This window comes from Scandinavium tedordense, assembly GCF_024764965.1.
Classification (GTDB): Bacteria; Pseudomonadota; Gammaproteobacteria; order Enterobacterales; family Enterobacteriaceae; genus Scandinavium; species Scandinavium tedordense.
This window is the reverse complement of sequence record NZ_JALIGG010000057.1, coordinates 521,892-535,444: the sequence shown is the minus strand read 5'-3', so window position 1 is coordinate 535,444 and position 13,553 is coordinate 521,892. Positions and strand designations below refer to the sequence as shown.

Annotated in this window: 16 protein-coding genes; 9 read left to right on the top strand and 7 right to left on the bottom strand. The window is 54.7% G+C overall.

All coding sequences use genetic code 11. The features are described 5' to 3' along the window. The first annotated feature begins 140 nt into the window (after positions 1–140). The 6 genes from MUU46_RS18505 (at position 141) to artJ (MUU46_RS18480) (ending at position 4,637) form a co-directional block, all read left to right on the top strand. Entirely contained in the window at positions 141–653 is a 513-nt protein-coding gene (locus tag MUU46_RS18505; RefSeq protein ID WP_110509941.1) for a lipoprotein, read from the top strand. A gap of 206 nt (positions 654–859) precedes the next feature. Continuing rightward, complete coding sequence (gene artP, locus MUU46_RS18500) at positions 860–1,588, top strand: arginine ABC transporter ATP-binding protein ArtP (protein ID WP_258966288.1); 729 nt, start codon at positions 860–862, stop codon at positions 1,586–1,588. A 20-nt stretch (positions 1,589–1,608) separates the two neighbouring features. Beyond that, on the top strand, positions 1,609–2,340 hold the full coding sequence (gene artJ / locus MUU46_RS18495; RefSeq protein WP_159753897.1) for an arginine ABC transporter substrate-binding protein: 732 nt from the start codon (positions 1,609–1,611) through the stop codon (positions 2,338–2,340). A 6-nt stretch (positions 2,341–2,346) separates the two neighbouring features. Further along, positions 2,347–3,063 (top strand): arginine ABC transporter permease ArtQ, encoded by a 717-nt coding sequence (artQ, locus tag MUU46_RS18490; RefSeq protein WP_159753900.1) that lies wholly within the window; start codon positions 2,347–2,349, stop codon positions 3,061–3,063. Beyond that, positions 3,063–3,731 carry an arginine ABC transporter permease ArtM gene (artM, locus tag MUU46_RS18485; protein ID WP_258966287.1) on the top strand — a complete coding sequence of 223 codons (669 nt, stop codon included), beginning with the start codon at positions 3,063–3,065 and terminating at the stop codon, positions 3,729–3,731. The genes artQ and artM overlap by 1 nt, the downstream gene beginning before the upstream one ends. A 174-nt stretch (positions 3,732–3,905) precedes the next feature. Next, entirely contained in the window at positions 3,906–4,637 is a 732-nt protein-coding gene (gene artJ / locus MUU46_RS18480) for an arginine ABC transporter substrate-binding protein ArtJ (RefSeq protein WP_258966286.1), read from the top strand. A 60-nt stretch (positions 4,638–4,697) separates the two neighbouring features. On the opposite strand, the gene MUU46_RS18475 is transcribed toward artJ (MUU46_RS18480), so the two are convergent. Both MUU46_RS18475 and MUU46_RS18470 read right to left on the bottom strand, forming a co-directional pair. After that, positions 4,698–6,170 carry a sensor histidine kinase gene (locus MUU46_RS18475; RefSeq protein WP_258966285.1) on the bottom strand — a complete coding sequence of 491 codons (1,473 nt, stop codon included), beginning with the start codon at positions 6,168–6,170 and terminating at the stop codon, positions 4,698–4,700. Continuing rightward, positions 6,167–6,889 (bottom strand): response regulator transcription factor, encoded by a 723-nt coding sequence (locus MUU46_RS18470; protein ID WP_159753912.1) that lies wholly within the window; start codon positions 6,887–6,889, stop codon positions 6,167–6,169. The genes MUU46_RS18475 and MUU46_RS18470 overlap by 4 nt, the downstream gene beginning before the upstream one ends. 139 nt (positions 6,890–7,028) lie before the next feature. Between MUU46_RS18470 and MUU46_RS18465 the strand changes: the two genes are divergently transcribed. The 3 genes from MUU46_RS18465 to MUU46_RS18455 are packed head-to-tail and all read left to right on the top strand — an operon-like array spanning position 7,029 to position 8,726. Next, positions 7,029–7,628 carry a cytochrome b/b6 domain-containing protein gene (locus MUU46_RS18465; RefSeq protein WP_258966284.1) on the top strand — a complete coding sequence of 200 codons (600 nt, stop codon included), beginning with the start codon at positions 7,029–7,031 and terminating at the stop codon, positions 7,626–7,628. A gap of 9 nt (positions 7,629–7,637) precedes the next feature. Then, complete coding sequence (locus MUU46_RS18460) at positions 7,638–8,408, top strand: molybdopterin-dependent oxidoreductase (protein ID WP_159753918.1); 771 nt, start codon at positions 7,638–7,640, stop codon at positions 8,406–8,408. Positions 8,409–8,447: 39 nt separating this feature from the next. Further along, positions 8,448–8,726, top strand: coding sequence for a hypothetical protein (locus tag MUU46_RS18455; RefSeq protein WP_258966283.1), 279 nt, complete (start codon positions 8,448–8,450; stop codon positions 8,724–8,726). A gap of 42 nt (positions 8,727–8,768) precedes the next feature. On the opposite strand, the gene rlmC is transcribed toward MUU46_RS18455, so the two are convergent. The 5 genes from rlmC to potG form a co-directional block, all read right to left on the bottom strand. Beyond that, the gene (rlmC, locus tag MUU46_RS18450) at positions 8,769–9,896 is read right to left on the bottom strand and encodes a 23S rRNA (uracil(747)-C(5))-methyltransferase RlmC (protein ID WP_258966282.1); all 1,128 of its coding nucleotides are present in this window, start codon (positions 9,894–9,896) and stop codon (positions 8,769–8,771) included. 43 nt (positions 9,897–9,939) lie between these two features. After that, positions 9,940–10,413, bottom strand: a complete 474-nt coding sequence (locus tag MUU46_RS18445; RefSeq protein ID WP_159753927.1) for a YbjO family protein — start codon at positions 10,411–10,413, stop codon at positions 9,940–9,942. A gap of 75 nt (positions 10,414–10,488) precedes the next feature. Then, entirely contained in the window at positions 10,489–11,334 is an 846-nt protein-coding gene (potI, locus tag MUU46_RS18440) for a putrescine ABC transporter permease PotI (protein WP_159753930.1), read from the bottom strand. Next, complete coding sequence (gene potH, locus MUU46_RS18435; RefSeq protein ID WP_159753933.1) at positions 11,331–12,284, bottom strand: putrescine ABC transporter permease PotH; 954 nt, start codon at positions 12,282–12,284, stop codon at positions 11,331–11,333. The genes potI and potH overlap by 4 nt, the downstream gene beginning before the upstream one ends. An 11-nt stretch (positions 12,285–12,295) precedes the next feature. After that, complete coding sequence (gene potG / locus MUU46_RS18430; RefSeq protein WP_258966281.1) at positions 12,296–13,429, bottom strand: putrescine ABC transporter ATP-binding subunit PotG; 1,134 nt, start codon at positions 13,427–13,429, stop codon at positions 12,296–12,298. Positions 13,430–13,553 lie beyond the last annotated feature (124 nt).

The window sequence follows — 13,553 nt, the reverse complement described above, 5'->3', positions numbered from 1 at the left end:
CACATTATCGTACCGATACGCTATGCTTGAAAACATCTAAATACCGTAGTTAGTCTATACCCTAAATAATTCGAGTTGCAGGGCGGCGGCAAGCCTGCTCATGCAACTTGAAGTATGACGGGAAAATAAGGAAATCACTCATGCGCTACTCTGCCGCAGCTCTTCTTGTCCCTTGCGCCCTTTTACTGAGCGCCTGTACCACCGTCACACCTGCGTTCAAGGATATCGGTACCCGTTCAGGTCCTTGCGTAGAAGGTGGCCCAGACACTGTTGCACAAAAGTTTTATGACTATCACATTCAGCACCGCACCACTGATTTAGCCGCACTGCGTCCGTACCTGAGCGACGATCTGGCTAAAGTGCTTAACGATGCGAACAACGATCCGAATAAACGCGCTCTGATGCAGGAAGACTTGTTCTCCAGCCGCACGACACCCGCCGACAGCGCTGATGTGGCCAGCGCATCAACCATCCCAAATACGGACGCACGCAACATTCCGCTTCGCGTTGAACTGAAACAAGGTTCTCAGAGCTGGCAGGATGAAGTGCTGATGATCCGCGAAGGTCAGTGCTGGGCTGTAGACGACGTGCGCTACCTCGGCGGCACCGTTCACGCTCCGGCAGGCACGCTGCGCCAGACGCTGACTAAATAAAATCCCTTTAATAACTCAGGTTAAATGTCTGGCATTCTGTGATGGATGCCGACATTTATTTCCTTGCCCCTGCGCCCTCGCTATTTTGTGCTAACTTTAAGTATAAACGTGGTTTATATTTAAGTTTTAACGCAGAAATATTGCATAACTATTCTGTGAACGTTACTATCTGCGGCCTCAATAGCTATCGGTGTCAGATTTCCCGGATGAGTATAAAACTAGAAGGCATTAACTGCTTTTACGGCGCACATCAGGCGCTGTTCGACATAACCCTGGATTGCCCGCAGGGTGAAACGCTGGTGCTGCTTGGCCCTAGCGGCGCGGGAAAAAGTTCGCTGTTGCGCGTGCTTAACCTGTTGGAGATGCCGCGCTCCGGCCAGCTCTCCATTACGGGAAATCAATTCAATTTCAACAAAGCCCCTTCCGATAAAGCGATACGCGAATTGCGTCAAAACGTCGGGATGGTCTTCCAGCAGTACAATCTGTGGCCGCACTTAACCGTCCAGCAAAACCTGATTGAAGCCCCCTGCCGCGTGCTCGGTTTATCGAAAGAGCAGGCGCTGGCGCGTGCCGAAAAGTTACTGGAACGTCTACGTCTGAAACCTTACAGCGACCGCTATCCTTTACACCTTTCCGGTGGTCAGCAGCAGCGCGTGGCCATTGCCCGTGCGCTGATGATGGAACCACAGGTTCTGCTGTTTGATGAGCCAACCGCCGCACTGGATCCGGAAATCACCGCCCAGATTGTAAGCATCATTCGTGAGCTGGCTCAGACCCAAATAACGCAAGTGATCGTCACCCATGAAGTCGAAGTGGCGCGTAAAACTGCCAGTCGTGTGGTGTATATGGAAAACGGTCACATCATAGAGCAAGGGGATGCGCGTTGCTTTGCCGAGCCGCAGACCGAAGCGTTTAAAAACTATCTTTCACACTGATGTTTTCGGGAACAATGACAATGAAAAAAATCGTGATTGCCGCGCTGCTCGCCAGCGTCAGCCTTTCCGCTGGTGCAGCCCAGACTATTCGTTTTGCGATGGAAGCCTCTTATCCTCCGTTTGAATCCATGGATGCCAACAACAAGATTGTCGGCTTCGACGTGGATCTGGCGAACGCGCTGTGCAAACAGATCGACGCCACCTGTACTTTCACCAACCAGGCGTTCGACAGCCTGATCCCAAGCCTGAAATTCCGTCGTTTTGACGCGGTGATTTCCGGTATGGACATCACTCCTGATCGTGAAAAGCAGGTCCTGTTCACCCAGCCTTACTACGAAAACTCTGCACTGTTCGTCGGCCAGAAAGGCAAAGTGGCTGATATCGCCGCGCTGAAAGGTAAAAAAGTGGGTATGCAGAACGGATCCACTCACCAGAAATTCATTACTGATAAGCATCCGGAAATCACCACGGTGCCTTATGACAGCTACATGAATGCGAAGCTGGATTTACAGAACGGCCGCATTGACGCGGTGTTCGGCGATACTGCGGTGGTGACCGAGTGGCTGAAAGCCGATCCGAAACTGGCAGCGATTGGCGATAAAGTGACAGATAAAGACTACTTTGGTACTGGCCTCGGCATCGCCGTACGTCAGGGTAACAGCGATCTGCAGCAGAAGCTGAACGACGCGCTGACCAAAGTGAAGCAGGATGGGACGTACAAGACCATCTACAGCAAATGGTTCCAGAAGTAATTCTTGATGAACGAAATGTTTCCATTAGCAAGTGCCGCCGGGATGACCGTCGGCCTTGCCGTTTGTGCTCTGGCGATTGGCCTGGTGCTGGCGATGATCTTTGCGGTGTGGGAGTCAGCTAAATGGCGTCCCGTCGCGTGGGTCGGCACTGGTCTGGTCACCATTCTGCGTGGATTACCGGAAATTCTGGTGGTCCTGTTCATCTACTTTGGTTCTTCGCAACTGCTGCTCATGCTGTCCGACGGTTTTACGCTGAACCTCGGTTTTGCACAGATCCCGGTGCAGGTGCAGATTGAAAACTTCGACGTTAGCCCGTTCCTGTGCGGCGTGATTGCGCTGTCCCTGCTCTATTCAGCTTACGCATCGCAGACCCTGCGCGGTGCGTTGAAAGCGGTGCCGGTGGGCCAGTGGGAATCCGGCCAGGCACTTGGGCTGTCCAAAGCAGCCATTTTCTTCCGTCTGGTGATGCCGCAAATGTGGCGCCACGCGCTGCCAGGGCTCGGTAATCAGTGGCTGGTGCTACTGAAAGATACCGCGCTGGTGTCGCTTATCAGCGTGAACGATTTGATGCTGCAAACCAAAAGCATCGCCACCCGTACACAGGAACCGTTTACCTGGTACATCGTGGCGGCGGCGATTTACCTCGTCATCACCCTGCTCAGTCAGTACATCCTCAAACGCATTGACCTGCGCGCGACTCGCTTTGAACGGAGACCAGGCTGATGCTTGAGTATTTACCCGAACTGCTGAAAGGGCTGCATACCAGCCTGACGCTGACCGTGGCCTCAATTGTGCTGGCGCTGATCCTGTCGCTGATTTTCACCATCATTCTGACGCTGAAAACGCCGGTGCTGGTATGGATTGTCCGCGCCTACATCACGCTGTTTACCGGCACGCCATTACTGGTGCAAATCTTCCTGATTTACTACGGCCCGGGTCAGTTTCCTCAGTTGCAGAACTATCCTGCGCTGTGGCATCTGCTCTCCGAACCCTGGCTATGCGCAATGATTGCCCTGTCGCTTAACAGCGCCGCGTATACCACTCAGCTGTTCTTTGGTGCGATCCGCGCCATTCCGGAAGGCCAGTGGCAATCCTGTGGCGCGCTGGGGATGAGCAAGAAAGACACGCTGGCCATTTTGCTGCCGTATGCATTTAAGCGCGCCCTCTCCTCTTACTCCAACGAAGTGGTGCTGGTGTTCAAGAGTACGTCTCTGGCCTACACCATCACGCTGATGGAAGTCATGGGTCACGGGCAGTTGCTGTACGGACGCACGTATGACGTGATGGTATTTGGTGCCGCAGGTCTGGTGTATCTGGTGGTCAACGGTTTACTGACGTTAATCATGCGTCTCGTGGAACGCAAAGCGCTGGCATTTGAACGTCGCAATTAATACTGCATAAAATATCGACAACTAAGCGGGCACTCGTCAGAGCGTCCGCTTTTTTTTTATTCCACATTGAAATACTTAATCATTTTTATTGCATACAAATTCACAAAATGGCAAGGTAACTCCCTGCCTCAGAGACGGCACAACATCATAAGATTGACCGACGGGAGCTTTACCATGAAGAAACTTATTCTGGCAGCGCTGCTTGCCACTTTCGCCACAGGCGCGGCTGCAGCAGAGAAAATCAGCTTTGGCGTGTCCGCCACCTATCCTCCGTTTGAATCCCTTGATGCCAATAACCAGATTGCCGGTTTTGATATCGATCTGGCCAAAGCGTTATGCAACCAAATGCAGGCGGAGTGCACCTTCACCAACCACGCCTTTGACAGCCTGATCCCGTCGCTGAAATTCAAAAAGTATGACGCAGTGATCTCCGGGATGGACATCACACCGGAACGCAGCAAACAGGTGGCGTTCACCGATCCGTACTACGCCAACTCGGCGCTGGTGATTGCGAAAAAGGGCGAGTTCACCTCTTTTGAGCAGCTGAAAGGCAAACGTATCGGCATGGAAAACGGCACCACGCACCAAAAATACCTTCAGGATAAGCACCCGGAAGTAAAAACCGTGGCGTATGACAGTTACCAGAATGCGATCATCGACCTCAAAACTGGCCGTATCGACGGCGTGTTTGGCGACACGGCAGTGGTCAATGAATGGCTGAAAACCAACCCGCAGCTGGGTGTCGCCACGCCAAAAGTGACCGATCCGCAGTACTTCGGTACAGGCCTTGGGATCGCCGTACGTCCGGATAACAAAGCGCTGCTGGAAAAACTGAACGGTGCGCTGAAAGCGATTAAGGCCGACGGAACATACCAGAAAATCAGCAACCAGTGGTTTCCGCAGTAATCCCCTGATGTACTGAGATTAAATAAGCCGGGCGATTGTCCGGCTTTTTGGTCTTTGAAATTAGAGCGGTACGTAAAATCGGAAACAGGCCCCCGGCGTGGCTTCCATCAGACGAATCCCGCCGCCGTGCAATTCCAGCATCCGGCGGACGATAAGCAACCCCAGCCCACCGCGATCTTCTCGCGCACTGCGGGCATTGAGCGCCGAAGGTCGTTGGAATAGCTGTTCGCGTAATGCCTGCTCGATGCCCGGCCCGCTGTCCGCGACTTCCACCTGTAGCTGATCGTTCTCCTGCCAGATACGCAGCTGAATTGTGCCGCCGACCGGCGTGTGGCGTACCGCGTTGTCCAGCAAATTGGTGACCACCCGTTCAATCATCGACACGTCGGCATTCACCAGAGGCAGTAAACGCGGCATTTCCACCTGCAGTTTTAACTGCCGCGTTTCGATGGCCAGGTCAAACTTCTGCGCGACATCCTGAATCAGTTCGCCGATGGCAAACCGTTCCAGCTGCGGCTTGATGCCGCCGTGCTCAAGTTTCGCTAACTCAAACAGCTGCTGCGACAGGTGTCGCACTTTATGCCCCTGACGCAGCGCAATCGCCAGATACTGACGGTTGTCTTCCGGCGACAGCGTATCGGCTTTCATCGACAACGTTTCGAGGTAGCCTAGCAGTGAAGTCAGCGGCGTACGCAAATCATGCGAAATGTTGGCGATAAATTCACGCCGCTGGCGATCGCTGTCGGAAAGCTGATCCCACTGGCTGGCAATTTTGCGCGCCAGCTCGATAAAGGTGTTATGCAGAATAGCCACTTCGTTGGCCGGTTCAATTTCCGGCCTCTGCTGCGCCAGCTGTTTGATGGCGCTAATGCTGTCCTGATCCAGACCACGCACGTCCGCCGTCAGCTGTTTCACCGGGCGCGTCACCCAGTACCAGACCATCACGCCCGCCAGCAAACCAAACAGCGCCACCAAAAGCAGCGACCACAGCACCGTGCTCCACAGCGCTTTCTGCCACGCGCTGTCGGAAAGCGCGTTGAGATCTTCGCCCTGCAAAATAATGTACAGATAGCAGTGCAGCTCGCCGTTGAATCTTACCGGCGCAACGCTGAACACTTTTTCTTTATCCAGGCTGCGCGGATCGTCACCAAAAATAGGCCACGCCGCGCCGCCGAGGAAAGTCTGCAACGGCGCGATGTCGATTTTCTGCCGCTTCACATGGCCCGCTGGCGCGGCGTCGGCCAGTAATTCCCCTTCAGGTGAGACCAGATACAGCTCGACGCTGGGGTTAAGCGTCATCAGCCGGGTAAACAATGTTTGCAGCGTCTGGCGGTTCACGTCGCCTTTTTTATCCAGCAGCGGTTCGCTGTTAACGATCTGCTGCGCCAGCCCGGCGGACAAACGCTGCACCATCGCGCTACCGTACTGGCTGGTGCTGTACAGCTGCACGCTGCACGCCGCCACCGCGCAGAGCAGCAAAATGGCGGAAAATACCAGCGTCAACCGCTGGCTGAGGCTGAGGCGGCGGATCATGTCGTGTGCTCCGTTTTCGCGCTGGCGAACTTATAACCTTTCCCCCACACCGTCAGGATAATTTCCGGTTCAGCGGGGTCGCGTTCGATTTTGATGCGCAGACGGTTGATATGGGTGTTGACGGTATGCTCGTAACCTTCGTGCTGATAACCCCAAACGTGGTCCAGCAGCGACAGACGCGAAAACACTTCGCCGGGATGGCGGGCAAACCAGTACAGCAGGTCAAACTCGCGCGGCGTCAGTTCGATTATGTCACCGCGCAGGCGCACTTCGCGGCTCAACGGATCAATACTCAACCCGTGGCAGGAAATCAGCCCGCCTTCCATACGAATGTTCTGCCCCATTGCTTCCTGGCGGCGAAACAGCGCTTTCACGCGCGCAATCAGCTCGAGCACTGAAAAGGGTTTTGGCAGATAGTCATCCGCACCCATTTCAAGACCCAGCACGCGGTGCGTTTCACTGGTTCGTGCGCTGATAATGATAACCGGAAGGTAGCGCGTCATCTGACGAATACGGCGGCAAATCTCCAGGCCGTCGACGCCGGGCAACATTAAATCGAGGATCACCGCATCCCAGACCTGTTTTTCCAGCTGAACCAGCGCCTGATGGCCATCCGCTTCGTGGACAATCTGATAACCCTCATCCTGCAGGTTTAGCCGCAGCAAGGTCGCGATATCCTGATCGTCTTCCACCAGCAGTATTTTCTTTGGGTTATTCATAGCGTTTCACCAGCAGTCTTTTATCCAAGCTTAACGCAGGCGGGCGCCGCAAGTTATCACATTTTATTTAAACTTCCGTGAGGATGTGGTGATAAGAAATCACGCATGCTGGTGACATGTCATTCACGGAGAGCCGACCATGTCCCGGACGCATTCCAAAACGATTCACCCGCTCTGGCTGCGATGCTGCCATTGGGTTAATGCCATTGCCATCGCGGGCATGATGTTTAGCGGCTGGCGTATTTATAACGCCTCTCCCCTGTTCGGTTTCTCTTTCCCGGCGGAAATTACGCTCGGCGGCTGGCTCGGCGGCGCGCTGCAGTGGCATTTCGCCATGATGTGGGTGCTGGTGATTAACGCCACGGTCTATTTATCGCTCGGCATTATCAGCGGCCATTTCAAACGCAAATTCTTCCCACTGTCGCTGCGTGAATTATTCAATGACCTAAAACAAGCGTTGCGCGGCAAGCTCCAGCACGCCGACCTCAGCCATTACAACATGGTGCAAAAGCTGGCCTACGGCGGAGTCATTCTGCTGGGCGTCGGGCTGGTGCTATCTGGTCTGGTGTTGTGGAAATCCGTGCAGTTTCCGCTCCTGCGTGAGCTGCTTGGCGGCTACGAAGCTGCACGTTATATCCACTTTTTCTGTATGAGCGCCATAGCGTTGTTCGTGGTTATCCATTTGCTGATGGTGCTGCTGGTGCCGCGTACGCTGCTCGCCATGCTGCGGGGCCGTTAAGGAGAACAGATGAAAAAGCCCAGTTTTCTTTCCGACAGTGACGCCCGCGACCTCGTGAAGGACGCAGAAAAATTACTTAGCCCTGAGCGCCGACGCGTGCTGCGCCAGGGACTGACCCTCGGTGGCATCATGATGCTGACCGGCTGTGATATCAGCGATAACGAAAGCGTCGAGACTGCGCTGTCCCGCATGTCCCGCTTCAATGACCGGGTACAGGGTTTTCTGTTCAGCCACCGTCATCTGGCGCCTGAATATACAGAGGCCGATATTACCCGTCCGTTCCCGTTTAATGCCTTTTATGGCCCGGACGATATTCCGCAGATTGATGGTCGTGATTTTCAACTGGAAATTATGGGCCTGGTGCGTGACACCAAACGCTGGACGCTGCCCGAGCTGTATCACATGCAGCAGGTCAGCCAAATCACCCGCCATATCTGCGTCGAAGGCTGGAGCGCCATCGGCAAATGGGGCGGTGTGCCGTTCGCCCAGTTCTTACAGCTGATTGGTGCGGATATGCGCGCGAAATATGTCAGTTTCCGCTGCGCGGATGATTACTACACCAGCATTGATATGGCTACTGCGTTGCATCCGCAAACGCTACTGGCCCTGACCTGGGATAACAACATTCTCCCGCCGGAATACGGCTATCCGATGAAAATCCGTATCCCGACCAAGCTCGGCTACAAAAACCCAAAACACGTTTTATCCATCGAAGTCACCAATCGTTTCCCGGGCGGTTACTGGGAAGACCAGGGTTACAACTGGTTTGGTGGCAGTTAAACCCAGAAGCACTTCACAACGTAAAAATGAGGAATTCCCATGAAAAAATTAATGCTTGCAGCAGCTGCTTTCTCTGCCCTGGTGATGTTTAACGTTCAGGCCGCCGACAGCATGAGCAAAGACAGTATGGCGAAAGACAACATGTCGATGTCCCACGACGGCATGGCCAAAGACGGGATGTCAAAACCCCACGACAAGATGTGCAAAGATGGCATGTGTAAAGACGGTATGAAGAAAGACGAAATGAAAAAGGACAGTATGGGCAAAATGGATGGCATGAAGAAAGATGAGATGAAAAAAGACAGTATGTCTAAATAAGATGACTGGCCGGACGTGGCGCTGTCGCCGTCCGGCCTCATTTTAACGTCGAATCAACAGCGTCAGCACTTCGTAGTGTTTGCTGTGCGGGAACATATCAAACAGCTGCACACGCGCCACTCGGTAATCTGGCAGATGGCTGAAATCTTTTGCCATCGACTGCGCATTACAGCTGGAATAGATGATAAACGGCGGCGCCATATCGCTGAGATAATCGCATAACGCGTTGCCAATTCCACGACGTGGCGGATTCACCAGCACCAGCTCAGGTACGGTGCCCTGATGGGTCGCAAACTGCGTGGAATCAAGCGCCTGAAAATGCAAATTATGCAATCCCAGCTCCATCGCCGACTGTTTCGCACAGGCAATGGCTTCTGGCGCGATCTCTATCCCGGTCAGTTGCATTTCTGGCGTGGCGCAATGCAAACCAAAGCCGCCCACGCCGCAAAAGAGATCCCACATATGCTGAACCGGTAAGCCGCGTACCCAATCGCGGGCGGTGGCATACAGTTCACTCGCCACCGTCGGGTTAGTCTGGAAGAAACTTTGCGGGCGGATCCACAGCGGCACGTCGTTAAAACGCTCGGCCAACGCCTGCTGGTCAGTGAGGAAAATCTCCTGCTCACCTTCCATGATAGCCATGTGCACCGGCTGAATATTCACTGAAATCACTTTCAGCTGCGGGAGCTGAGCCTGTAATGAGGGCAGCGCCGCGCGTAGCTGTTCCAGCTTGGCGTCAGAGCGCAGTACAAACCGCAGCATCATCCCGCCATCGAGCTGGCTTTCGGTCAGCAGCAAATATTTCAGCTCCCCACGCTTACGCGCGACGTTATACGGCGTCAGACCCGCGCGGGCGATAAACGGTTTAAGGGCGGAAAATACCGGGGCAAACGAGGCGGGATACAGTGGACAATCGCATAAATCTTCCGGCGTGCCGTCGCGATGCAGCATCCCGAGCAGCGGTTTTTCAACGCTGCCGCTGACGACCATTTTGGCTTTGTTACGAAAACCCGTTTCCGGGCCGCTAACCGGTGCGCACCACGCTTCTACCGTCGAAGACGACAGCAGTTGCTGAAGATCCGCCATTTTGGCGGCAAGCTGTTGGAATACCGGCTGTTCGAGCCACTGGCAGGAGCGACAGCGTCCGGCATCATAGAGTGCGCACTGCATACAAAGACCTTTGAAATTCCAGAGGGCCGGGATTGTATCACCGTTATTGCAGACGGAAAAACCGACGGCTGGCGGCAGGCACAAAAAGCAGCATCAGCACCAGAATGTCGGGCAGTTTTTGCATCACCAGCGAACGTAAAATTTCACGTTTGGATTCGCCCGCAATGCTGAACAGTTCTGGATAACCATAACCTAACGACGCGGCCCACAGGTAGCCGGCGGCAATAACCTGCGTCAGGAAGTAGGTCCAGCGCGCCCAGTTTCGCCCTTTGACCAGCGAAAATGCGCACCAGATTTCCACGAAGACCAGCACCAGGCTCGCCATAAACACCAGCGTCAACGTCCAGGTTTGAACGCTACGGCGCACGAATTCCACCATGCCCAGCGGGCCCAGTAGATTGAGGATCATCAGCAAATCCAACGCACGAATCAGGATAATCGCGAGCGCCGCCACCTGCACCAGCGCAGGGACGTTCAGACGAGCATGTGAATGTCGGGTTTTAGAGAAGAATCGCAATTGTGGCCTTCCATGAAAACGTCTCCCCGGGAAGCCCGAGGAGACGATGACACAACGCTTTATATTTTAAGCGGTTCAACCGCGTCTTGCACGCTGGATATCGCGTACACGCTGCTTTTCAGACCTTGCCATGATGAACCAGGCTATTAAACCAACAATCCCGACCACGCCCAGAATGAGCGTCGCCAGGGCGTTGATTTCCGGGTTAACCCCCATTCGCACGTTGGAGAACACCAGCATTGGCAATGTGGTTGCGCCCGGCCCGGAAACAAAGCTGGCGATAACCAGGTCATCCAGCGACAGCGTAAATGCCAGCAGCCAACCGGAAACCACCGCAGGCATAATCATCGGTAGCGTGATGACGAAAAAGACCTTCAGCGGCGTCGCGCCAAGATCCATCGCCGCCTCTTCAATCGAGCGGTCAAGTTCGCGCAGACGCGACGAAATCACCACCGCCACGTACGCGGTACAGAAGGTAACGTGCGCCAGCCAGATGGTGAACATCCCACGATCGGACGGCCAGCCGGTGGCGTGCCCGAGTGCAACGAACAGCAACAGCAGCGACAGGCCGGTGATGACGTCCGGCATTACCAGCGGCGCGGTTATCATAAACGCAAAGCCGTTCGAACCGCGGAAGCGCCCGAAACGCACCATCACAACAGCGGCGATAGTGCCGAGAATAGCCGCCATCGTCGCCGCACAGGCGGCAATGGTCAGGCTCAGGCCCACGGCGCTCATCATCGCATCGTCGCGGAACAGTTCGCCATACCAGCGTGTCGACCAGCCCGCCCACACCGTCACCAGCCGGGAACTGTTGAAGGAATAGATGACCAGCATCAGCATTGGCGCGTAGAGGAACGAGAATCCCAATATCAGAATCAAAATTCGCCACGGCGAGCGAACGACCGGTAAGTTATTCATCCGTGTTCCCCCATCTGTTTTTGCTGATGTTTGTGGAACCACATAATCGGCACAATCAGCAGCAGCAACATCACCACCGCCACCGCCGAGGCCACCGGCCAGTCGCGGTTATTAAAGAACTCCTGCCACAACACACGACCAATCATGATGGTATCCGGGCCGCCGAGCAGTTCCGGGATAACAAACTCCCCTACCGCCGGAATAAACACCAGCATCGACCCGGCGATAATCCCGCCTTTGGTCAACGGCACGATCACGCTGAAGAAGGTTTTCAGCGGCTTCGCGCCCAGATCCAGCGAGGCTTCCACCAGCGAGTAATCAATGCGGGTCAGCGCGGTGTAAATCGGCAGCACCATAAACGGCAGATAGGCGTACACAATGCCGATATACACCGCCAGATTGGTGTGCAGAATTTCCAGCGGTTGATGGATAATCCCGGTCCACATCAGGAAGTTATTCAGCACGCCGTTACTTTTCAGGATCCCCATCCATGCATACACGCGAATAAGGAACGAGGTCCACGACGGCAGAATGACCAACAGCAGTAGAATGTTACGCGTTGACGCCTTACTGTGCGCCACCGCCCATGCCAGCGGGTAGCCGAGCAGCAGGCAGAAAACGGTCGAAATCGCCGCTATCTGCAACGACTGCAAATACGCCTCAACGTACAGCGGATCGTCCGTCAGTTGCAGGAAGTTGCCGATGTTAAGCGTCAGGGTAATCTGGTCGTCGGCCCATTCCCACAGGTCGGTATAAGGGGGGATCGCACGCGCCATTTCCGCCAGGCTGATTTTAAAGACAATCAGAAATGGCAGTAAAAACAGCAGAAACAGCCACAGATACGGCAGCGCGATCACCAATTTTCGCCCGTGTTTCATCTGCATTTTTGACAGATATACGGCAAAGCTGCCCGGCTGTTTTGCGCGAACCGGAGGTTCTAATGTACTCATTGCGCCCTCCCCTAAACCGTCAGAACCACACAGCTGTCTGCATCCCAGCACAGTCGCACTTCATCGCCCCAGGTCGGCAGACCTTTGCGATAGCGGTGCTCGTTCTGTAACTGGGCGCTGATCATCTGGCCGCTTTTCAGGCGAACGTGATAAATAGACAAATCGCCGAGATAGGCGATGTGCACCACTTCGCCGACCGCAAAGTTGTAGCCGTCTGCTGGAGGCTCCTCGCAGAGCATGATTTTTTCCGGGCGCAGCGCCACGTACACCGGCACGTTATCCAGCACCGATGCGTCGACATCCACCTTCAATGGATGCACCAGCCCCGGCGAGTCGATCACCAGTCCTTCTTCCTGGCGCTCTTTCAGAAGGCCTTCGAATACGTTCACCGAGCCGATAAACTCGGCGCTGAAGCGGGTCGTCGGGTGCTCGTATATTTCTTCCGGTTCGCCGGTTTGCACGAACTTACCACGGTTCATGATAGCGATGCGCCCGGCCATGGTCATCGCCTCTTCCTGGTCGTGCGTCACCATCACGCAGGTCACGCCGACGCGTTCGAGGATATCCACCACTTCGAGCTGCATCCGGTCACGCAGCTTTTTATCCAGCGCGCCCATCGGTTCGTCGAGCAGTAATAATTTTGGCCGTTTGGCAAGGCTGCGGGCTAGCGCCACCCGCTGACGCTGACCGCCCGAAAGCTGGTGCGGCTTGCGTTTGGCAAACTCTTGCATGTGTACGAGGCTGAGCATTTCCTGCACGCGGGCAGTAATCTCTGCCTTCGCCAGCTTGTCCTGCTTCAGACCAAAGGCAATGTTCTGTTCCACCGTCATGTGCGGAAACAGCGCATAGGACTGGAACATCATGTTGATTGGGCGCTGATACGGCGGCACCTGCGACATATCGACGCCATCCAACACAATTTGCCCGGCGGTGAGGGTTTCAAAACCCGCCAGCATACGCAGCAGCGTCGATTTTCCACAGCCTGATGGGCCGAGCAGAGCAAAAATTTCGCCTTTATAAATAGTGAGACTCACGTCGTCGACAGCGTGTTGGCCGTCAAAGGATTTGGTCAGATTGCGAATTTCCAGCAGCGGGGTCAGCGCTTTACGGGTTTTCGCCTGTGGGCGTGGGATTGCGTCAGTCACGATGTTGCTCTCCGGCAAAAACAAACATTTGCATGGTCCGGTGCCATACAAAGAACATCACAGTGCAGCTGCACTGACCTGGTGCGTTTTATTCTTGCCCGGCGGCCTGGAGCTCACCGGGCAA